Raw genomic sequence first — 20,406 nt, 5'->3', positions numbered from 1 at the left:
CCCCACAAAGAACGGAAATTTGCCGTTTTCCCAGACACCGCAGGGCAAATCTCCGCACCGGACGGGAGGGTGCCCCCCGGCGCACCCCGAACGCACCGGGCGGCACCCCGACCGCGGCCGGACCCCTCCGACCAGCGTTGACCACCGGGCCCCGTCCCGGTGATCGCAGACACGTCCGTGGCCCCGACCGCCACCTGTAGCGGACGTGTCACCCTCTGGTCTACCGAATATCGGTTGGAATATTCCAGACCCGTTCGGCGCAGCGGAAGTGCGTGAAGATTCAACTGGTTGGCCTAGTACCCGGCCGCCCTACCTGGGCACCAGCCCGGCGTCGTAGGCCAACAGCGCCGCCTGAAGCCGGTTCGCGCAGGACAGCTTGTCCAACATCCGCGACACGTAGCTCTTCACGGTCGCCTCGGACAGGTGCAGCCGCTGCCCGATCTGCGCGTTCGACAAGCCCTGCCCCAGACAGGCCAGCACGTCCACCTCACGTTCGGTGAGGTCGCGAACCAACCGGACGGCGTGCTGCCGAGCGGCGCGCTCGTCCCCGGAAGCGGCGACGAGCCGCCGCTTCGCCTCCTGGGAGAGCACCGTGTGCCCGTCCGCCGCGACGCGCACAAGCCCGATGAGGTCCTCGGGCGGTGTCGACTTGACCAGGAACCCGGCCGCCCCGGCCCGCAGCGCGCGCAGCACGTACTTGTCCGCGTCGAACGTGGTCAGCGCGACCACCGCGGGAGCGTCGGGCATCGCGCAGATCCGCTCGGTCGCGGTGAGCCCGTCCACCCCGGGCATCCGCAGGTCCATCAGCACCACCCGGGGCCGGTGCCGGATCACGCTCTCCACCGCCGCCGCACCGTCCTGCGCGGTGTCCACGACCTCGATGTCGTCCGCCGAACCGAGGATCGTGCGCAGGTGAGCGCAGACCATCGGTTCGTCGTCGACGACGAGCACCCGGATCGGCTCAACCACCGGCGGTCACCTCCCCCGTCGGCACGTACGCCGGAAGCACCGCGTCGACCTCGAAACCGCCGGTGGCGACGGGTCCCGCGTGGAACTCACCACCGACCAGCTCGACCCGCTGCTGGAGCCCGAGCAAGCCCGCGCCCGATCCGCTGGCCGCCAGCTCCGCCGCGGCCTCGCTCAGCCGGGCCGGCGCGGAGTTGCGCACGGACAACCGCACGCGGTCGCCGCCGTAGACGATCCGGACCGCGACGTCCGCGCCGTAGGCGTGCTTGTGCACGTTGGTCAGCGCTTCCTGCACGACCCGGTAGGCGGTGCGCGCGACCGCCCCCGTCACCAACGCGGGATCTCCTTCCACCGCGAAATCGACCGGGACGCCCACAGCCTCGGACTGCTGGAGGAGTTCGGACAGGTCCGGCACGGCGACCGTCGGGATCGGCGGCTCCTCGGCGGGGCCCTCGCGGCCCGACCGCAGCACGCCGACCAGGTCGCGCAACTCGCCCAGCGCCTCGCACCCGCCGGCGCGCAGTTCCCCCGCGGCGCGGCGGGTTTCCGGGTCCGCGGCCGCGACCTCCAGCGCGCCGGCCTGGAGCACCATCAGGCTCACCCGGTGCGTCACCACGTCGTGCATCTCCGCGGCGAGTCGGGCGCGTTCCTCGGCGCGCGCCTGCTCGGCCAGCAGCTCCCGTTCCCGCTCGGCCCGTTCCGCGCGCCCGCGCAACGCGTCCACCAGCCGTCGGCGGGCCCGCACGTACAGGCCGAGCAGCAGCGGGAAGATCGTCAGCACGACGCTGGTGACGAGCGTGTCCCCCTCCGGCCTCTCCCACGGGCGCGCGGACAGCAGCGTCACGATGCTCACCAGGTTCAGGGCGAACAACCACCGCCTGCGGCCCCGGGTGTAGACCACGGCGGCGTAGATCGCGAACGCCGACAACCCGGGTGGCCACGGGTCCGACAGCTGGTTGATCACCAGCAGCGGCCCGGGGCCGAACTCGATCAGCAGGACCTGCGCCGCGGAGATCAGTGCGGTGAGGACCATCAGCGTCAGCGGGAAACGCCGCCGCACCAGCAGACCGAGGCAGAGCAGCATCATGAGGACGTCGCTGGCCCACTCGCCACCGATCCAGGCATAAGCCTCCGGCGGGCTCTGCCTCGGGAAGAGGGCGACGAGGATGCGGCCGAGGAGCTGGAGCCCGAGCACGAGGGCCACGTCGAAGGCGGCCTCCCGCCAGTTCCGCCACAACAGCCGCCACAGCGGACGTTTCACGCGAACCACGTTAGCCACCGTCCGCACCCGGTACGCCGGAAACACCAACCAACGTCGGTCGAGGAGTCAACGAAAGTTGCGGCCGTTCGGCGAGATCACAACGTCCGGCCAGTCGGTCCCCTACTGATCGCGGTACCCGGCGGCCCGCTCCGCGCGCTTGAATCGGTGACGTTCCGACGAATCCACTGGGGGAAAGATGTCCGAGGCGCTGCTGTCAGCGAGAGTCCCCGCCGCACCGCGGCCCGGCCCACCGCGCCTGGCCAGGTGGCCGGTGTTCTCGATCGCCGCGCTCGTCGCGGTCGTCCAGCTGGCGTTCAGCCTGCGGGACGGCTTCTGGATCGACGAGGTCTACATGCTCGCGGCCGGGAAGTTCCACCTCGACTGGGGTTATGCCGACCAACCGCCGCTGGTACCGCTGCTGGCCGCCGCGATGGACCGGATCGCACCGGGAGCGCTGCCCGTGCTCCGGCTCCCGGCGGTCCTCGCCACCGCAGGTGCCGTGGTGGTGACCGCGCTGATCGCCCGCGAGTTCGGCGCCGACCGCCGCGCGCAGGTCCTGTCCGCCGGAGCCGCGGCGACCGGTCTGTGGACCTCGCTCATCGGCCACTGGGTGACGCCCTACACCTTCGAACCGCTGCTGTGGTTGCTGCTGACCTGGTCGCTCGTGCGCTGGGTGCGGTTGCGCGACGAAGGCCGCGCCGACGACCGGCTGCTCCTCGCGTTCGGCGCGCTCGCCGGCGTGACGATGGAGACCAAGGTCCAGGTCGCCCTGCTCTGCGGCACGCTGCTGGTCGCGGTCCTCGCGGTCGGTCCGCGAGACGTCCTGCGGCGACCGGGGTTGTGGGGCGGTGCGGGGATCGCCGCCGCGCTGGCGCTCCCGACGCTCATCTGGCAGGCGCAGCACGGGTGGCCGCAGCTGCGGATGGGCGCCGTGGTGGCAGACGAGTCCGCGCTGCTCTCCGGTGGCCGCGGCGGCACGGCCGTCACGCTGGTGCTCTACGCCGGAGTCGCCGGATGCGCGCTGGTCCTCATCGGCGTGTACCGGCTGCTGTTCTCCGCCGAACTGCGCTCCTACCGCTTCTTCGCCGTCACGATCCTGCTGCTGTACGGGTTCTTCATCGCCACCGCGGGCCGTCCGTACTACATCGTGGGCCTCTACGGGGTGGCCGTCGCCGCCGGAGCGGTGGGACTGCAACGCCGCCGCGAGTCAGGCCGGAGCCGATGGCGCTGGACGGCCTGGCTTTTCTACACCGCGTCCGCGGCCGCCGCGGTCTTCATGCTCCTGGCGTCGACGTCCCTGGCCCGGACCTTCGGCTTGCCGACCGGTGACGAGCTGCCCCGCCGCGTCGCGGCGGCGTACGCAGCGCTGCCGCCCGCGCAGCGCGCCCACACCGCGGTCGTCGGCGAGCCCTACTACGTCGCGGCGGCACTGGAGGTCGGCGCCGCCGAGTACGGCCTCCCGGAGGTCCGCAGTCCGCACCGCGGCTACGGGTACTTCGGTCCACCGGCGGACCGCATCGACTCGGTGCTCTACGCGGGCCCCGCCCACTCGCCGCTGGAACACCACTTCACCACGGTGCGCCAACTCGAAAGCGGGGAACTGTCGTTGTGGCTGCTGAGCGGCAGAACGGCTTCCTGGGACCAGATCTGGCCGCGAGTGCAGTCCCTCACCTGACCACCGACCGACATCCGCTGCGACGAACCGGCTTCGCGGGGACCAGCGACGAGCCGTACGCGTCACGTCCCCGAGCACAACGACCCGGCGAAAGCCGCGAGTGGAAGGGAGACCCGGAAATGCAGCACAGCAGCCCCGGCGCACCACACGGCCACACGCCTGCGCTCCGGGCGCCCACCGTGGACCTTCGCGGTTCAGCTCGGTTTGACCGCGCGCAGCGCGTAGAGCAGCGGAATGCGCGGAGCGCTCTCGGGCAGGCGCCACCACCCGTTGTCCGCGCGGACCATCGACCCCCAACGCGGCCACGGCAGCAGCTCGGTCTCCCGCACCTTCGTCACCGACAGCCCCGCCCCGATCACGGCGTTGACGACCTCGCCGAGGCCGTGCCGCCACTCGTAGCTGACCGTCGCCTCCCGCAACTCCGGGCCGTCGGTGTAGGTCCGCCGCGCGTCGCGTTCCACCGCGCCGCGACCGGACAGGTAGTCGTTGCGCAGCAGCAGTTCGTCGCCCTCGCCGGGACGCGGGACCGGGCCCAGCGAGTTGAGCAGGGGGTGGAATTCCACCACGTACAGCACCCCGCCCGGCCGCAGCAGTCCGCTGAGGACGTCCGCCCAGCGCGGCAAATCGGGCAGGTAGCACAACGAACCCTTGCCGGTGTAGATCAGGTCGAACCGACGGCCGGACAGCGCGTCACCGGCGGCGTGGACGTCGGCGTGCACGTACTCGATGTCCAGCCCGCCGTCAGCGGCGATCCGCCGGGCCTGTCGGATCGCCTCGGCGGAGAAGTCGAGTCCGACGGTGCTGCGCGCGCCGCGCTCGGCGAACGCCCGGGTCTCGGTTCCGAGGTGGCACTGCGGGTGGAGCACGTCGAATCCGGTCAGGTCGCCGAGATCGTCCCATTCGAACGGGGCGAACCAGTCGGATGCGGCACGACTGCCGTCCAGCCCGTAGAACTCGCTCGCGACATGCACCGGGGTGCGCTCGTCCCAGTTCGCCTGGTTCGCGCGGATCATCGATCGAGTGGCCGCGTCGAAGTCGGTCACCGGCTTCCCTTCCCGTCGGATCGCAGTGGAGGTGGCTCCGCTCGGCGGAGCGGAGCCACAATGCGGCTTCAGAAGTCGAACATGCCGCGCTTGATGCCGAGGACGAACTCCTGCCACCGTCGCGGCGCGACGGTCAGGTGCCCGGCGGTGCGGTTCTTGGTGTCGCGGACGCCGACGCAGTCGACACCGAAGCCGACTTCGACGCACTGGCCCTGCCCCTGCGTGCGGGTGCTCGTGCGCCAGCCGGTGATGTGTGCCATTTACAGCTCTCCAATGCGCTCGTTGAGGAGTTGGACGGACCTTTCAGGGTTTAGCGCATGCGCACGTAAATGGTCCATCATCGTCACGTAGTTCGACAGCTCTATCTCCCTTTCGAGGTAGAGACCGCCCACATGGGTTTCCAAATAAACCACATCCGGGTCGATGTGATTCGAGTAGCGCAGGATGACGAACGGGCCGGCCTGGGCGGGGTGGGCTCCGGCGTCCAGCGGCATCACCTGCAGCGTCACGTGCGGCAGTTCGACCAGTTTCAGCACGTGCTCCAACTGGCGCCGCAGCACATCGGAGCCGCCGACCCGACGCCGCAGCGCGGGTTCGCCGACCACCGCCCACAGCTCCAACGGGTTGGGACCGGTGACGCGCTGCTGCCGTTGTATCCGAAGATCAACTCTTCGGGCTATTTCTGAATCGTCCGCCCGAATGAGCGTCGCTTTCGTGAGCGCATGCGCATACTCGCGTGTTTGCAACAAACCCGGAATCGCCTCCGACTCGTAGGTGTGAATCGAAGACGCTTCGGCTTCCAACCCCACATAGGTCTCGTACCACTCGGGAAGAACGTCGCTGTAGGAATGCCACCAGCCCCGTTTGCGGGCGTCTCGGGCGAGGTTGATCAGCTGCTCCCGCTCCGCACCCTCGACCGCGTAGAAGTCCAGCAACCCCGAGACGTCACCGACCGAAGGGGACCGCTTGGCGGTCTCGAACCGACCGATCTTGGCCTGCGTGCAGCCGAGGTGCGCCGCTGCCTGCTGTTGGGTGACCTCCGCCTTGGCGCGCAGCCGGCGCAGTTCCGCTGCGAGACGTCGCCGACGCACGGTGGGACTCACTGTCATGATCCCAGTTTCCACGTCCGCCCACCGTGCGTCATCACCCCATCACACGTGGGACATGTGGGCGAATGCTCATGGACGCGGCACGTTGCGCAGGTTGCTGCGCGCGAGCTGCACCATTTTGCCGACACCGCCGGAAAGGACGGTCCGGCTGACCGCGAGCGCGAATCCCTTGACCTGGGTTCCGGTGATGCGCGGTGGGATGGACAGCGCGTTGGGGTCGGTGACGATGTCCACCAGCGCGGGCCCGGGCCTGCCGAGCGCGTCGGCGAGCGCGTCGCGGACTTCGCCGGGTTTCTCCACGCGCACCGAGTGGATCCCCGCCGCGGCGGCGATCGCGGCGAAGTCGACGCTGTCGTGGTCGGTGCCGAAGTCGGGCAGGCCGTCCACGAGCATCTCCAGCTTGACCATGCCCAGCGAGGAGTTGTTGAAGACCACCGTCTTGACCGGCAACCCGTGGGTGCGCAGCGTCAACAGATCACCGAGCAACATGGACAGACCGCCGTCCCCGGACATCGAGATGACCTGCCGGTCCGGGGCCGCGATCTGCGCGCCGATGGCCTGCGGCAGCGCGTTCGCCATCGAGCCGTGCACGAACGAGCCCAGCACGCGCCGCCGTCCGTTGGGCGTGACGTAGCGCGCCGCCCACACGTTGCACATCCCGGTGTCCACTGTGAACACCGCGTCCTCGGAGGCGAGGTCGTCGAGCACATCGGCGACGAACTCGGGGTGGATCGGCACCTGGTTCTCGACGTTGCGGGTGTAGGCGTCGACCACCCGCTCCAGCTGGTCGGCGTGCTCGCCCAGCATCCGGTCCAGGAACGACCGGTCGGTCTTCTGCCGCACCTGCGGCAGGACCGCCCGGATCGTCTCACCGACGTCGCCGTGCACGGCGAGGTCCAGCACGGTGCGACGACCGAGGTGGGACGGCTCGATGTCGACCTGCACGGTGTTGGCCTGGGGCAGGAAGTTGTCGTAGGGGAAGTCGGTACCCAGCAACACGACGAGGTCGGCGCGGTGCATCGCCTCGTGGCACGCGCCGTAGCCCAGCAGACCGCTCATCCCGACGTCGAAGGGGTTGTCGTACTGGATCCACTCCTTGCCGCGCAGCGCGTGCCCCACCGGTGCGTTCAGCCGTCCGGCCAGCTGCATGACCTCCTGGTGCGCGCCGCGCGTCCCGGCGCCGCAGAACAACATCACCCGCTCGGCCGAGTTGAGCACCTCCGCGAACTCGTCGACCTGCGCCGACGACGGCACCACGGTCGGCGGTTCGCATTCCACGACGCCTTCCCCGGTGGGTTTCGCGGCCGGTTTGTGCGCGACGTCACCGGGCAGCACGAGCACGGAGACGCCGCGGCGTCCCGCCGCCGTCTGGATCGCGCTGCGCAGCAGCCGCGGCATCTGCTCGGGCTGGGACAGCAGCTCGCAGAAGTGGCTGCACTCGTTGAACAGCTCCTCGGGGTGGGTCTCCTGGAAGAACCCGGTCCCGATCTGCTCGGACGGGATGTGCGAGGCCAGCGCGAGCACCGGCGCACCGCTGCGGTGCGCGTCGAACAGGCCGTTGATCAGGTGCAGGTTGCCCGGCCCGCAGCTGCCCGCGCACACCGCGAGCCGACCGGTCAGCTGCGCCTCGGCACCCGCCGCGAACGCCGCCGCCTCCTCGTGGCGGACGTGCACCCACTCGATGCCGTCGGTGCGGCGCACGGCGTCGACCACCGGGTTCAGGCTGTCCCCGACGATGCCGTAGATCCGCCGCACACCAGCCTGGACGAGGACCTCGATGAACTGCTCGGCGACTGTGGGCATGATCGTCCTCCGGCGTTCGGGGGCAGGGCCACCACCCGTCTACGCGCCGCTGGAGCGTCCCGCAAGTCGGACGGCGGACGCGGATCGGCTAGCGTCGGGTCCATGAGCGAACAACAACGACTCCAGGTCGGCGACCAGGCTCCCGAGTTCTCCCTGCCGGACGCCGACGGCAAGACCGTGTCGCTGGCGGACTACCGGGGCCGCTCGGTGGTCGTCTACTTCTACCCGGCGGCCAGCACCCCGGGCTGCACCAAGGAGGCGTGCGACTTCCGGGACAACCTCGCGGTGCTGGGCGACGCCGGTTTCGACGTGCTGGGCGTCTCGCCCGACTCGCCGGAGAAGCTGGCGAAGTTCCGCGACGCCGAGGGGCTGACGTTCCCGCTGCTGTCCGACGCCGACAAGTCGGTGATGACGGCGTGGGGCGCTTTCGGTGAGAAGCAGAACTACGGCAAGACCGTGCAGGGCGTGATCCGGTCGACGTTCGTCGTCGACGAGGACGGCAAGATCGCCAAGGCGCTGTACAACGTCAAGGCGACCGGCCACGTCGAGCGGCTGCGCAAGGATCTCGGGGTCTGACGGTCCAGGGCACCGACCCGGCCGGTGCCCCTCACTTCAGCACCATGTAGACCGCCACTCCGGCCGCGATCACCACGACGACGTAGCGCAGCAGGGTGGACGGCAGCCGTTGGGCGACCTTGCCGCCCACGTATCCGCCGAGCACCGTGGTGGGGATCAGCGCGAGCACCGCCACCCAGTCCACCGGTGCGATCAGCGCGTAGACGACGAGCGTGACGGCGCTGCCGATCATGCCGAGCCAGCTCTTGAGGGCGTTGAGCCGCCGCATCGAGTCGGTGGCCGCCAGCACCAGGATCGCGATCAGGATGACGCTGCGTGCCCCGCCGAAGTAGCCGCCGTAGACGGAGGCGACGAAGATCCCGATCGTCAGCCCCGCCGTCCGGTCCGGCGCGCCCTCCTCCGGCGTTCCCAGCCACCTGCGGATGGTGTTCTGGAACGCCATGAGCACCGCGGACAGCGCGATCAGCGCGGGTACCACCGCGTCGAAGACCGAACCCGGCAGCACCATGAGCAGCACGCAGCCGATCGTCGATCCCACCGCCGCGGCGATCGACGTCAGCAGCACCCGGCGCGGCTGGTCGCGCAGGTCGTCGCGCTGACCCCAGGCCGCGCCGACGAAGCCCGGCCCCTGCGCGACGGAGTTCGTCACGTTGGCGACCAGCGGCGGCAGACCGGTCGCCAGCAGTGCCGGGAAGACCAGCAGCGACCCGCCTCCGGCCACCGCGTTGATCGCGCCGGACAGGAAGCCGACGACGACGAGCAGCGCCAGGTGCAGCCATTCGGTGAACACGAGGCTGCAAGTTATCCGCTCCGACCGCCCGTTCCGACGGCGGGGCGATGTGCGTCACAGCGAAGTCCGTCCGGAAGGTCCGTCTCGGCCGCGATCGCGGAACTCGGGTGCCGGATTTCCGCTCGGCGCTTGCCCGGCCGTGGCGGTTCCCGACAAGATCGACGGCAGGGTCTGACCGAGGGGGTCACGTGTCCGGGCTCGAATCCGCCGCGCTGCGCGCCGGTTCCACCGTCCTCAAGCACCTGGCCACGTCCTGGCTGGCCAGGCGGAAGTCCGAGGTCCGCCGCGGCGCGGACCTCACCGAGCTGATCGCGCTGCGTTTCGGCGGACTCCGCGAACGCGACCGCCGCGCCCTGCGCCGCAGGCTCGACGAGGCCGCCGAACTCGCCGCCGAACACCTGGAACGCCTCTGCGAGCGCGAGTTCGCCGACCTGCCCGACAACGAACGCGCCGCGACCATCGACGCCGTGGCCGACGCCCTGGACGAGGCGGACCTCTCCGACGCGACGCTGCTGCGCGCCGACCTCGACCCGCTGGAACTGGCCAGGGACGTCCGGCGCCAGGTCCCGACCGCCCCGCACCGCGCCGGACTCGGCGAAGCCGGTCGCGCGCTGTTCGACCGGGCGCTGGACCAGTCCTGCGTCCACCTCGTCCACCTGGTCCGCGAACTGCCGGAGTACGACTCCCGCCTGGCCGAGGAATCCCTGCGCCGGGCGACGGAAGTGCTGCGCGGGGTGGACCGCGTGCTGGACCGGATCCCGGATTCCACCCTCGACGCCCCGGCCGGCACCGACCACGACGAGGCGTTCCGCCGCCGCTACCAGCAGCTGGTGGCCCGGCACCACGAGGACCTGGAACTCATCGGCGTCAGCGTCCGCAACTTCCGCCCGAGGACGAAGCTGTCGGTGGCGTACCTGAGCCTCACCGCCCGCGGCCGGGACCGGCGGGCCGAACCGGTGCCCCGGGACGTCGCGGAACCCGAGACGATGCGGGCCGAGGCGGCGCTGGCCCGCTCCGACCGCACGCTGGTGCGCGGCGAAGCCGGTTCCGGCAAGAGCACCCTGCTGCGCTGGATCGCGGTGCAGGCCGCCCGCGAGAACTTCACCGGTGAGCTGGCCGACCTCAACGGCACCATCCCGATCCTGGTCAAACTCCGCAGCTACGCCGACGATCCGCTGCCGAACCCCGAGGGCTTCCTCGCCGATCCGCAGGGACCGACCCTCGGCCCCGTTCCCGAGGGCTGGACGCACCGGCAGTTGCTGGCGGGACGCGTCCTGCTGCTGGTCGACGGCGTGGACGAACTCGCCGAGGCCAAGCGCCGGCAGGTCCGCGACTGGCTGGACAAACTTCTCCGCAACTACCCGGACACGCGCATCGTCGTCACCTCCCGCCCGGCGGCGGCGAGCACGAAGTGGCTGGCCGCGGAAGGGTTCCGCACGGTCGACCTGGAACCGATGACCGCCTCGGACGTCCGCGACTTCCTCGACCGCTGGCACCGCGCCCTGCTGGCGGCCGACTCCCGCACCCTGCCCTTCGACCGCGCGGAGGTGGAAAACCGCCACCGCGACCTGCTGGTGCAGCTCGACGCCCGGCCGCACCTGCGCGGCCTCGCGCGCAACCCGCTGCTGTGCGCGATGCTGTGCGCGCTCAACCTCGATCGCGGCGGCGACCTGCCGCGCGACCGCAACAGCCTGTACGACGCGGCGCTGGAAATGCTGCTGGTCCGACGGGAGGCGGAACGCGAGATCCGGCACCAGGTCGTCCTGGACTACCGGCACAAACTCACGCTGCTCCAGGACCTCGCCTACTGGCTCGTCCTCAACGGCCGCAGCGAGATGGACCGCACGATGGCGCTGCGCAGGTTCGACCGCAAGTTCGCCAGCATGCGCGGCACCACCGCCACTCCGGAGGGCTCCCTCGATCACCTGGTGGAACGCAGCGGCGTCATCCGCGAACCGGCGGAGAACCGCATCGACTTCGTGCACCGCACGTTCCTGGAGTACCTCGCCGCGCGGGAAATCGCGGCCGAGGAGCACGTCCCGATGCTCATCGCGCACGCCGACTCCGACCAGTGGCGGGAAACAGTGGTCATGGCGGCCGGACTCCTCAGCCGCGTCCGCCGCGCCGAGCTGCTCGGCGGACTCCTGGACCGCGCGGCGAAAGCCGACCCCGAGCTGCGCCGCCGCCTGCACCTGCTGGCCGCGACATGCGTGGAATCCGTGGAGGACCTCCCGGCCGAGGTCCTGGCCCGGGTGGAGACCGCCATCCGGGCACTGGTTCCGCCGAACAGTCCAGTGGAGGCGGAACTGCTGGCCACCGTCGGGGAACCGCTGCTCGACTACCTCCCGGACGACGTGGCGTCCCTGCCGTCGACGCAAGCGGTTGCCTGCGTCCGAACGGCCGCATTCATCAACGGCCCCGCAGCGATGTCCCGGCTGGCCCACTACGCGAGCGATGAACGGTCGCCGACCCAGGACGAGATCGCGAGCGTGTGGCGGTATTTCGACCCGGAAGCGTTCGCCGCGCGAGTCCTCGCCGAAGCTCCGCTGGACAACGGGCACATCAGCGTCGAGAGCCTGCAGCACCTCTCGCACCTGCGCGAACTCACGAACCTCCGCAGCATCTCCATCAACCTCACCGAGGAGATCACGGACTTCGAGTTCGTCCCCCGAGACGTCGAAGTCCGCAGCATCCGGGTCCGCAACGCGGTACCGGTCTCGCTCGCGCCGCTGGAGGGGCGGACCGCCCTCGCGAGTCTGCAGGTCCGCGGGCCGGGGTCCCTGCTCTCGCTCGACACGTTGGGGACTCTGCCGCTGGAACGCCTGTTGCTGCGACAGCGGGAGCCGTTGCAGGACTTGGAGTTCCTGCGTCAGCTACCAGATCTGCGGTCGCTGTCCCTCGACGCCCTCGACGAGATCGCCGATTTCAGTCCCATTGCGACCAGCGGCGCACTGGTGAACCTCGAACTGGGTGCAGCCCGCCGCATCGACTTCCTGAAGGATCTGGGAACGCTCGTCGGCCTGAAGAGCCTCCGGATCACCCGCTGCTCCCCCGTGGACTTGGCCGACCTTCCCACCCTGAGCCCGACCGTGCACACTCTCGCGATCGATGACTGCTGGGTCACGGGCTTGGAACACCTCGCCCGGCTGCCGAACCTCAGGTACCTCCAGCTGTTCGGGTGCCCTTCGGTCACCTCGATCGAGGCGCTGCGCGAGTTGACCCAGCTCGAAATCGTCTCGCTGTCCCGCATGCCACCGGGACTGGACGTGTCACCGCTGGCGGACCTGGACGCCAAAGTCCGGGTGCGGAGAAGCGACCGGCTCACCGGACTCGACAAGCTCCACCCGGTGCGCCTCTGATGCCGTGACGACCTCACCCAGCGAGTTTCCGCAACTCCGGCAACAACTTCCGCAGCGCGCGACCCCGGTGCGAGTCGGCGTCCTTCTCCTCCGCCGACAGTTCGGCGCTCGTCCGGGTCTCGCCTTCCGGGACGAAGATCGGGTCGTAGCCGAAACCGTTGCGGCCCCGGGCTTCCCGGATGATCGTGCCGCGCCATTCGCCGCGCACCACGGTTTCCGAACCGTCCGGCAGGACCAGCGCCGCCGCGGCGACGAAGGCACCGCCCCGGCGCTCGTCGGGGACGTCGGCGAGTTGGCCGAGCAGCAGGTCCAGGTTCGCCTGGTCGTCGCCGTGCTTGCCGGACCAGCGCGCGGACAGCACCCCGGGCATGCCGTTCAACGCGTCGACTGCGATGCCGGAATCGTCGGCCACCGCGGGAAGTCCGGTGGCGCGGGCGGCGTCGACGGCCTTGGCCAGCGCGTTGTCCTCGAAGGTCGCACCCGTTTCCGGGGCCTCCGGGAACGGGGGGACGTCGGCGAGACCGATGACCTCGACGCCGGTGACGTCCGCCGCTTCGAGGATCCGGCGGAGTTCGACCAGCTTCTTCTCGTTCCGGGTGGCCAGCAGCAGTCGCGTCATGCCGCGCTCCCCGGCAGCGTGCCCGGGTACGGCGCGGCGAGCGCCTCGGCCTGCAGCTCGGACAGCCGGGCGCACCCGGCCAGCGCGAAGTCCATCATCTTGTCCATCGTGGACCGGGTGAAGGTGGCGCCCTCGCCGGTGCCCTGGACCTCGACCAGGGTGCCGTGGTCGGTGGCGACCACGTTCATGTCGACCTCGGCGCGCGAGTCCTCCTCGTACGGCAGGTCCAGGCGGACCCGGCCGTCGACCACGCCGACGCTGACCGCGGCGATCGAGCAGGACAGCGGCTTGGGGTCGGACAGGCGCTTGGCGGCGCCCAGCCAGGTCACCGCGTCGGCGAGCGCCACGTACGCGCCCGTGATCGCCGCCGTGCGGGTGCCGCCGTCAGCCTGGAGCACGTCGCAGTCGAGGGTGATGGTGTTCTCCCCGAGCGCGGACATGTCGATGCAGGCGCGCAGCGAACGGCCGACCAGCCTGCTGATCTCGTGGGTGCGGCCGCCGATGCGACCCTTCACCGACTCGCGGGCGCTGCGGGTGTTGGTCGCCGACGGCAGCATGGCGTACTCGGCGGTCACCCAGCCCAGGCCGGAACCGGTCCGCCAGCGGGGCACGCCCTCCTGGACGCTGGCCGCGCACAACACGCGCGTCCGGCCGAACTCGACCAGCACCGACCCGGCCGGCCAGTCCTGGTACCCCCGGGTGATCCGCACCTCTCGGAGCTCGTCGTCGCTCCGCCCGTCAGCTCGTGCCACGACATCCACCCTAAGTGCCCGTCTCCGGCCCTGGTCGCGAGGGGGCACCGCACGCGGCGTCAGCCGCCTCCGCTTCCGGTGAGCGGTCTCGCAGTCGGTGCCGAGACCGCCCGGTCCCGGGCCGCCGGGGCCCGGCGGTCACACCTGGTACGTGCCGTCGGGGACGACGAGTTCGGCCGGGCCGTCGAAGGTCGCCGACGCCTCGCCGAGCACCGCGTCCCGGTCCGACCACGGCTGGAGGTGGGTTAGCAGCAGGCGCCGCGCCCCGGCGGTCTTCGCGACCTCGGCGGCCTGCCTGCCGGACAGGTGCAGGCCGTCCGGCGCGTCCGGGAAGTCCGGCCAGGACGCCTCGGCCAGCAGCACGTCCGCGTTCCGCGCCAGGTCCACCAGCTGCGGGCACGGCCCGGTGTCGCCGGTGTAGGCGAGCACCCGCCCGCCTGCCGAGACCCGGAACCCCCACGCCGGGCAGACGTGCGCCATCGGGAAGGCCCGGACCTCGAACGGGCCGATCCGCACCGGTTCCGCCGACAGCGGGAAGAACTCGAACACGTCCGACAGGTCGGTGTCCGCGCGTTCCGCCGCGCTCGTGGCGTACAGCGCGGCCAGCCGTTCGGGCGCGTCCGCCGGCGCGTGCACCGGCAACGGCCGGGTGACCGGGTCGTACGGCGGCCGCGGGTGGTAGCGGCGGAGCACCGTCAGCGCGCCGAAGTCCGCGCAGTGGTCGGGGTGCAGGTGGCTGAGCAGCAGGGCGTCGACGTCGAACGGGTCGACGGACCGCTGCATCGCGCCGAGCGTGCCGTTGCCGAGATCGAGCACGATGCGGGTGCTCCCGGACTCCACCAGGTACCCGGACGCGGGCGAGGTCGGGCTGGGGATGCTGCCGGAGCAGCCGAGGATCGTCAGCTTCACGCGGTCGAGCTTGGCACGGCGAGCGGGCGCACCGCACCGGCCGCGACCTGTGGTCTCAGGAACCTCTCGGCCAACCTGGCGAAGCGCTCGGGCGCTCCGGTGGCGCGGAACTCGTGCTCCGGGGTGGTCTCCGGGTCGGCGAGCAGGTCGTTCTCGGTGAGCAGCCGGAGGACGTCCTTGGCCGTTTCCTCGGCGCTGGAGACGAGCGTCACCTGGTCGCCCATCGCGAGCTGGAGCACACCGGTGAGCAGCGGGTAGTGGGTGCAGCCGAGCACGAGCGTGTCGACGTCGGCCTGCTGGAGCGGGTCGAGGTAGCTCTGCGCCAGGCCGAGGATCTGCCGCCCGCTGGTGATCCCGTGCTCCACGAAGTCGACGAAGCGCGGGCACGCGACCGTGGTCAGCGCGATGTCCGGGGCCGCGGTGAACGCGTCCTCGTAGGCGCGGGAGCGCACGGTGGCCTGGGTGCCGATGACGCCGACGCGGCGGTTGCGGGTGGTGGCGACGGCGCGCCGGGTGGCGGGCATGACGACCTCGACCACCGGGATGTCGTAGCGCTCGCGCGCGTCGCGCAGGCACGCCGAGGACGCCGTGTTGCAGGCGATCACCAGCATCTTCACGCCCTCCTCGACGAGCGCGTCGGTGATCTCCAGCGTGCGCTCGCGGATCTCGGCGAGCGGCATCGGGCCGTACGGGGCGTTCGCGGTGTCGCCGACGTAGTGCAGGGTTTCGGCGGGCAGCTGGTCCATGATCGCGCGGGCCACGGTCAGCCCGCCCACCCCGGAGTCGAAGATCCCGATCGGCGCGTTGGTCACCCGGCCAGTGTGCCAGGACCGCCGGTGACGGCTCGGCGCCGCCCGGAGCGCGCCACCAGCCACGCGGCGAGCAGACCACCGGCGGCGCCGAACAGGTGGCCCTCCCACGAGATCCCCGGTTGACCGGGCAGCACGCCCCAGAGCATCCCGCCCCAGTAGAAGAACAGCACCAGGGCGACCAGGACCTGCGCCGCGCTGCGCTGGAAGAACCCGCGCACCAGCAGGAACACCATCCAGCCGAAGATCACCCCGGACGCGCCGATGTGCACACCGGGCGCGCCCACCAGCCAGGTCCCCAGGCCGCCGACGAACCACACCGTCGCGGTCACGGCGACGAACTGGCGCAGCCCGCCCGCCAGCACCAACCAGCCGAGCACCAGGAACGGCAGGGTGTTGGAGATCAGGTGCGGCCAACCGGCGTGCAGCAGCGGGGCGAAGAGGACCCCTTCGAGACCGTCGACGTCGCGCGGGCGGATCCCGTACTGGTCGAGGTCCAGCGCCCGGTCGGTCTGGTCGACGAACTCGACGGCGTACAGCACCGCCAGGAACATGAGCATCCCGCCCAGCGCCCCCAGCGGGTTCTGCGGCAGCACACGCGCCCGGCGACGATCAGGAACCCCGTTCACACCGTCGAGGTTACGCGGAACGGGACCATTCGGTCTCGGTGTTCCCGCCCCGGAAGCACGTCACCCGGGGGGCACGGCGATCGGGTGCCCCCGGGTGACGTCGACGAGCCCGAGGTCAGGCCCAGAGCTGGCCTTCGAGGCGCTGCGCGGCCTCGTCGAGCGAGCCGCTGTAGGCGCCGGTCGAGAGGTACTTCCACCCCGCGTCGGCGACCACGAAGACGATGTCGGCGGCGTCGCCCGCCGCCGCGGCCTTCTCCGCGATGGTCATCGCCGCGTGCACCGCGGCGCCGGTGGAGATGCCGGCGAAGATGCCCTCGCTCTCCAGCAGCTGCCGGGTGCGTCGCAGCGCGTCGTAGGAGCCGACGGAGAAGCGCCTGGTCAGCACGTCCGGGTCGTACAGCTCCGGGACGAAGCCCTCGTCGAGGTTGCGCAGCCCGTAGACGAGTTCACCGTAGCGGGGCTCGGCGGCCACGATCTGCACGTCGGGCTTCTGCTCGCGCAGGTAGCGGCCGACGCCGACCAGCGTCCCGGTCGTGCCGAGACCGGCCACGAAGTGCGTGACGCCGGGCAGGTCGCGCAGGATCTCCGGGCCGGTGGTCCGGTAGTGCGCGTCGGCGTTGGCCGGGTTGCCGTACTGGTAGAGCATCACCCAGTCCGGGTTCTGCTCGGCCAGTTGCTTGGCGACCGCCACCGCCTGGTTCGACCCGCCCGCCGCGGGCGAGGGGATGATCCGCGCGCCGAACGCCTGGAGCAGCTGGCGGCGCTCCTCGGAGGTGTTCTCCGGCATGACGCACACCAGGCCGTAGCCCTTGAGCTTGGCGGCCATGGCCAGCGAGATGCCGGTGTTGCCGGAGGTCGGCTCCAGGATCGTGCAGCCGTGGGTGAGGCGCCCCTCCTTCTCGGCCGCCTCGATCATCGCCAGCGCCGCCCGGTCCTTGATCGAACCGGTCGGGTTGCGGTCCTCCAGCTTCGCCCACAGCCGGACGTCCGGAGCCGGTGACAGGTGCGGCAGCCCCACCAGCGGGGTGTCACCGAGCGCGTCCAGCAAGGAGTCGTAGCGGGCCACGGCGTGCCTCCCTCCGAGGTGTCCGCGTCAGCGCATGCCGCCGGCGACCGCGGGCAGGATGGTGACGTTGTCACCGTCGGAGACCTTCGCCTCCAGTCCGCCGGCGAACCGCACGTCCTCGTCGTTGACGTAGACGTTGACGAACCGGTGCAGGCTGCCCTCCTTGATCAGGCGGTCCTTGAGGCCGCTGTAGTTGCTGTCCAGGTCGTTGATGACCTCGCCCAGCGTGTTGCCCTCGGCCTCGACCGACTTCTGCCCGTCGGTGTGGGTGCGCAGGATCGTCGGGATGGAAACGTTGACTGCCATGGGGAACCTCCTGTCCACGCGTGTTCTCTGGAGAAAACCGGCCGCGAAGCGGCGCCGGGTGCCGTCGCGATCAGTCGCGGTCCGGGACCTCGTCGGCGCCGGTGTGGGCGAACATGTACGACTCCACGACCTCCACCGGCTCCTCGGTCACCTCGCCGTCGAGAATCCGGTAGGAGCGCAGCTCGTGGATCTCCGGGTCCCGGGTGGACACGAGCACGTAGTGCGCGTTGGGTTCCGAGGCGTAGGAGACGTCGGTGCGCGACGGATAAGCCTCGGTCGAGGTGTGCGAGTGGTAGATGACCACCGGTTCCTCGTCGGCCGAGTCCATCTCCCGCCACACCTTGAGCTGTTCGGTCGAGTCGAAGCGGTAGAAGGTGGGCGAGCGCTCGGCGTTGGTCATCTCGATCAGGCGTTCCGGGCGGTCCGACCCTTCCGGACCGGCGATCACACCGCACGCCTCATCCGGGTGGTCCCGTCGGGCATGCGCGACCATCGCGTCGACGAGGTCGCGTCGGATCACCAGCACAGACACCATCCTAGAGGGTGAGGCACCGGCCTCCCAGCATGTGGAAGTCCCTGTTCACCGGTGCTGTTCGTCGTTGCGCAACGCTGCCACACGATGGTTCATTCCCACGCCGACGGGTAGAGGGTCGTGTAGGACATCACCTCATCGACGGGCTCGGCGGCGAGCACGCCGCGCACGATGGCGCGCGCCACCACGTCGGCCGCCGCCGCGCACACCTCGTCCAGTCGCCGCGACCAGTCCGGTTCACCGGGCCGGGGCAGCTCCCCGCCGGTGCCGGTGGCCAGGGCGAACATGGTGTCGCCGTCGACGAGCGCGTGCGCCGGGCGGACCGCGCGGGCCAGGCCGTCCTGGGCGGCGATGGTCAGCCGACGGCATTCGGCCTTGGACAACCGCAGGTCGGTGGCGACCACGCCGAGCGTGGTGTTCAGCGGTCGGCCGATCGGCCCGTGCCTGCCGGGACGCGAGCCCGCGACCCGCCGCCCGCGCTCCACCTCGGCCGGATCGGGCGGGCGCAGTCCCGGCACCGGGATCCACGGCAGGCCGGTGTCCAGGTCGACCGCGGATCCGGCCGCGTTGACCGCGACCAGCGCACCGACCCGGGTCCCGTCGGCCAGCTCGGTGCTCGCGGTGCCGACGCCGCCCTTGACGGCGCCGACGACCGCGCCGGTCCCGGCGCCGACGTTGCCCTGGCGGGTCTCGGTCGTCGAGGCGTTCTCGCAGGCCAGGTACCCGAACTCGGCGTCCGGCCGGTGGCCCCAGTCGCCCATCGGCAGGTCGAAGATGGCCGCCGCGGGCACGACGGGGACCACGTGCGCCGGATCGGTGCCCACTCCGACACCGTGGCCGCGTTCGCCCAGCCAGCGCATCACCCCGTCGGCGGCGGCGAGGCCGTAGGCGCTGCCGCCGGTGAGCAGCACGGCGTGCGCCTGCTGCACGAGGTGGCTCGGTTCGAGGACGTCGGTCTCCCGGGTCCCCGGCGCACCGCCCCGGACGTCGACGGCGGCCTGGCGCCCTCGGGCACCAGCACGACCGTCGACCCGGTCGCCCACCGCGCGTCGAACCGCTCGTGATGACCGACCCGCACCCCACCGACGTCGACGATCGAATCAAGCGAGCCAGCTCGCATCGATGCCTCCCAACCGCTTCTTCCCGAGACGCGCCGGCCGCGAGTCGAGACGGCCGCTGAGGTTCCGCCACCGGCACCGCCACCCAAAAAGAGTTCAAAGACAGGCACTGAGGTTCCGGCACCGCCAAGCGGACCAGCCCGACTACCCGATAAGGGCGTTGACGAGGCTGTCCTGGACCCAGGTCAGCCACTGGTAGACGCCGAGGTGCTCGCGGCGCAGATCGTCCTCGGGCAGGTCCTCGGGCATGTCCTCCTCGACGTCGAGGGCGGTGCCCAGGGCCAGCCGGACGTCGTTGAGCGCCGCCAGCCAGCTGTCCGCCTGGTCGCCGGTGAGCCGGACCCGACCGCCGGCGGGCGGGCACGTCTCAAGCACCAGCTCGGCGACGCCGGTCTTGGCCTCCAGCAGTCCGGGCTCGTGCAGCGAGCGCATCGCGCCGGCGGCTCCGGCCTGCTCCTCGTCGGTCTCGCCGGTGGTGGGGTCGTGCCGGTAGAAGTCGGGCAGCAGTCGCGCCAGCACGCGGTCCTCGGGCGGGGCCGTCGGGCCGGTGCGGATGCCGGTCAGCTCGGCCAGCTCGTCCTGCGGGGCCTCGGCGGCGCGGGCGGTGAGCATGTCCTTGATCTGCCCGACCAGGCCGCGGATGACGGCGGCTTCCTGCTGCGACAGTTCGGCCACCACGTGGCCGTTCTTGCGGGTCCAGCCTTGCACGTGATCAGGAGTCCTTCTGCATCGTGGCCCAGAGGCCGGCGGCGTGCAGTTTCGCCACGTCGCCCTCGACCTTCTCCTTGGAGCCCGAAGACACCACCGCTCGCCCCTTGTGGTGCACGTCCAGCATCAACTTCGTCGCGTGGTCCCGGCTGTAACCGAAGATCTTCTGGAAGACGTACGTCACGTAAGACATGAGGTTGACCGGGTCGTTCCACACCACGGTGACCCACGGCTTGTCCTCGGCACCGAGTTCCTCCGGTTCGAGTTGCGCGCGCTCAAGTTCAGCGGGCGAGGTCATGGCCCCATGTTCGCACGCGCCCGTCACGGCCGTGTCGACCCGCGGACAATCCCCCGCGACGATCGGGTTCGCCACCCG

Annotated in this window: 20 protein-coding genes and 1 pseudogene; 3 read left to right on the top strand and 18 right to left on the bottom strand. The window is 71.0% G+C overall.

Features of this window, described 5'->3' with window-relative positions; translation table 11 throughout:
- Positions 1-309 precede the first annotated feature (309 nt).
- Positions 310-969 (bottom strand): response regulator, encoded by a 660-nt coding sequence (locus tag NV263_RS04845; protein ID WP_263251354.1) that lies wholly within the window; start codon positions 967-969, stop codon positions 310-312.
- The gene (locus NV263_RS04840; RefSeq protein WP_263251353.1) at positions 962-2,227 is read right to left on the bottom strand and encodes a sensor histidine kinase; all 1,266 of its coding nucleotides are present in this window, start codon (positions 2,225-2,227) and stop codon (positions 962-964) included. The genes NV263_RS04845 and NV263_RS04840 overlap by 8 nt, the downstream gene beginning before the upstream one ends.
- Positions 2,228-2,498: 271 nt before the next feature.
- Here NV263_RS04840 and NV263_RS04835 point away from each other — a divergent pair, with 271 nt between their 5' ends.
- A complete protein-coding gene (locus NV263_RS04835; RefSeq protein ID WP_263251352.1) occupies positions 2,499-3,902 on the top strand; it encodes a glycosyltransferase family 39 protein in 1,404 nt (467 codons plus the stop codon).
- 194 nt (positions 3,903-4,096) lie between these two features.
- Here NV263_RS04835 and NV263_RS04830 read toward each other — a convergent pair whose 3' ends face one another.
- From NV263_RS04830 to NV263_RS04815, 4 genes are all read right to left on the bottom strand, one after another.
- Positions 4,097-4,945: a class I SAM-dependent methyltransferase gene (locus NV263_RS04830; protein ID WP_263251351.1), complete on the bottom strand. Its 849-nt coding sequence runs from the start codon at positions 4,943-4,945 to the stop codon at positions 4,097-4,099.
- Positions 4,946-5,013: 68 nt separating this feature from the next.
- The gene (locus NV263_RS04825; protein ID WP_263251350.1) at positions 5,014-5,205 is read right to left on the bottom strand and encodes a DUF397 domain-containing protein; all 192 of its coding nucleotides are present in this window, start codon (positions 5,203-5,205) and stop codon (positions 5,014-5,016) included.
- Positions 5,206-6,054 (bottom strand): helix-turn-helix domain-containing protein, encoded by an 849-nt coding sequence (locus NV263_RS04820; RefSeq protein WP_263251349.1) that lies wholly within the window; start codon positions 6,052-6,054, stop codon positions 5,206-5,208.
- 69 nt (positions 6,055-6,123) lie between these two features.
- Positions 6,124-7,857 (bottom strand): pyruvate dehydrogenase, encoded by a 1,734-nt coding sequence (locus NV263_RS04815; protein WP_263251348.1) that lies wholly within the window; start codon positions 7,855-7,857, stop codon positions 6,124-6,126.
- A gap of 102 nt (positions 7,858-7,959) precedes the next feature.
- Here NV263_RS04815 and bcp point away from each other — a divergent pair, with 102 nt between their 5' ends.
- Positions 7,960-8,433 carry a thioredoxin-dependent thiol peroxidase gene (gene bcp / locus NV263_RS04810; protein WP_263251347.1) on the top strand — a complete coding sequence of 158 codons (474 nt, stop codon included), beginning with the start codon at positions 7,960-7,962 and terminating at the stop codon, positions 8,431-8,433.
- Between the two features lie 31 nt (positions 8,434-8,464).
- Here bcp and NV263_RS04805 read toward each other — a convergent pair whose 3' ends face one another.
- The gene (locus tag NV263_RS04805) at positions 8,465-9,223 is read right to left on the bottom strand and encodes a sulfite exporter TauE/SafE family protein (protein ID WP_263251346.1); all 759 of its coding nucleotides are present in this window, start codon (positions 9,221-9,223) and stop codon (positions 8,465-8,467) included.
- A 188-nt stretch (positions 9,224-9,411) separates the two neighbouring features.
- On the opposite strand from NV263_RS04805, the gene NV263_RS04800 reads away from it, so the two are divergent.
- Positions 9,412-12,582, top strand: a complete 3,171-nt coding sequence (locus NV263_RS04800) for an NACHT domain-containing protein (RefSeq protein WP_263251345.1) — start codon at positions 9,412-9,414, stop codon at positions 12,580-12,582.
- Positions 12,583-12,595: 13 nt separating this feature from the next.
- Here NV263_RS04800 and rdgB read toward each other — a convergent pair whose 3' ends face one another.
- From rdgB to clpS, 11 genes and pseudogenes are all read right to left on the bottom strand, one after another.
- The gene (gene rdgB / locus NV263_RS04795) at positions 12,596-13,201 is read right to left on the bottom strand and encodes an RdgB/HAM1 family non-canonical purine NTP pyrophosphatase (protein ID WP_263251344.1); all 606 of its coding nucleotides are present in this window, start codon (positions 13,199-13,201) and stop codon (positions 12,596-12,598) included.
- Complete coding sequence (gene rph, locus NV263_RS04790) at positions 13,198-13,953, bottom strand: ribonuclease PH (protein WP_263251343.1); 756 nt, start codon at positions 13,951-13,953, stop codon at positions 13,198-13,200. The genes rdgB and rph overlap by 4 nt, the downstream gene beginning before the upstream one ends.
- Positions 13,954-14,091: 138 nt before the next feature.
- Positions 14,092-14,862, bottom strand: coding sequence for an MBL fold metallo-hydrolase (locus tag NV263_RS04785; RefSeq protein WP_263251342.1), 771 nt, complete (start codon positions 14,860-14,862; stop codon positions 14,092-14,094).
- Positions 14,859-15,674 (bottom strand): glutamate racemase, encoded by an 816-nt coding sequence (gene murI, locus NV263_RS04780; RefSeq protein ID WP_263251341.1) that lies wholly within the window; start codon positions 15,672-15,674, stop codon positions 14,859-14,861. Before murI ends, NV263_RS04785 begins: the two co-directional genes overlap by 4 nt.
- Positions 15,671-16,267, bottom strand: a complete 597-nt coding sequence (locus NV263_RS04775; protein ID WP_380759347.1) for a rhomboid family intramembrane serine protease — start codon at positions 16,265-16,267, stop codon at positions 15,671-15,673. The genes murI and NV263_RS04775 overlap by 4 nt, the downstream gene beginning before the upstream one ends.
- A gap of 148 nt (positions 16,268-16,415) precedes the next feature.
- Positions 16,416-17,366, bottom strand: coding sequence for a PLP-dependent cysteine synthase family protein (locus NV263_RS04770; RefSeq protein ID WP_263251340.1), 951 nt, complete (start codon positions 17,364-17,366; stop codon positions 16,416-16,418).
- A gap of 27 nt (positions 17,367-17,393) precedes the next feature.
- Positions 17,394-17,672, bottom strand: a complete 279-nt coding sequence (locus NV263_RS04765; protein ID WP_263251339.1) for a MoaD/ThiS family protein — start codon at positions 17,670-17,672, stop codon at positions 17,394-17,396.
- A gap of 70 nt (positions 17,673-17,742) precedes the next feature.
- On the bottom strand, positions 17,743-18,198 hold the full coding sequence (locus NV263_RS04760) for a M67 family metallopeptidase (RefSeq protein WP_317630393.1): 456 nt from the start codon (positions 18,196-18,198) through the stop codon (positions 17,743-17,745).
- Positions 18,199-18,296: 98 nt separating this feature from the next.
- Positions 18,297-19,324, bottom strand: a pseudogene (locus tag NV263_RS04755) (P1 family peptidase).
- A 142-nt stretch (positions 19,325-19,466) separates the two neighbouring features.
- Positions 19,467-20,030 (bottom strand): DUF2017 domain-containing protein, encoded by a 564-nt coding sequence (locus NV263_RS04750; RefSeq protein WP_263251337.1) that lies wholly within the window; start codon positions 20,028-20,030, stop codon positions 19,467-19,469.
- 4 nt (positions 20,031-20,034) lie between these two features.
- A complete protein-coding gene (clpS, locus tag NV263_RS04745; protein ID WP_263251336.1) occupies positions 20,035-20,328 on the bottom strand; it encodes an ATP-dependent Clp protease adapter ClpS in 294 nt (97 codons plus the stop codon).
- Positions 20,329-20,406 lie beyond the last annotated feature (78 nt).

Origin of the sequence: Saccharopolyspora rosea (genome assembly GCF_025643595.1) — a bacterium.
In the GTDB taxonomy this organism is placed as follows: Bacteria; Actinomycetota; Actinomycetes; order Mycobacteriales; family Pseudonocardiaceae; genus Saccharopolyspora; species Saccharopolyspora rosea.
This window is presented reverse-complemented; position numbering and strand designations above follow the sequence as displayed.

Coding starts and splice junctions, on each gene's coding strand:
- NV263_RS04820 (WP_263251349.1), bottom strand. CDS start 6,054: ATGACAGTGAGTCCCACCGTGCGTCGGCGACGTCTCGCAGCGGAACTG.
- rdgB (WP_263251344.1), bottom strand. CDS start 13,201: ATGACGCGACTGCTGCTGGCCACCCGGAACGAGAAGAAGCTGGTCGAA.
- NV263_RS04765 (WP_263251339.1), bottom strand. CDS start 17,672: ATGGCAGTCAACGTTTCCATCCCGACGATCCTGCGCACCCACACCGAC.
- clpS (WP_263251336.1), bottom strand. CDS start 20,328: ATGACCTCGCCCGCTGAACTTGAGCGCGCGCAACTCGAACCGGAGGAA.
- NV263_RS04825 (WP_263251350.1), bottom strand. CDS start 5,205: ATGGCACACATCACCGGCTGGCGCACGAGCACCCGCACGCAGGGGCAG.
- NV263_RS04815 (WP_263251348.1), bottom strand. CDS start 7,857: ATGCCCACAGTCGCCGAGCAGTTCATCGAGGTCCTCGTCCAGGCTGGT.
- bcp (WP_263251347.1), top strand. CDS start 7,960: ATGAGCGAACAACAACGACTCCAGGTCGGCGACCAGGCTCCCGAGTTC.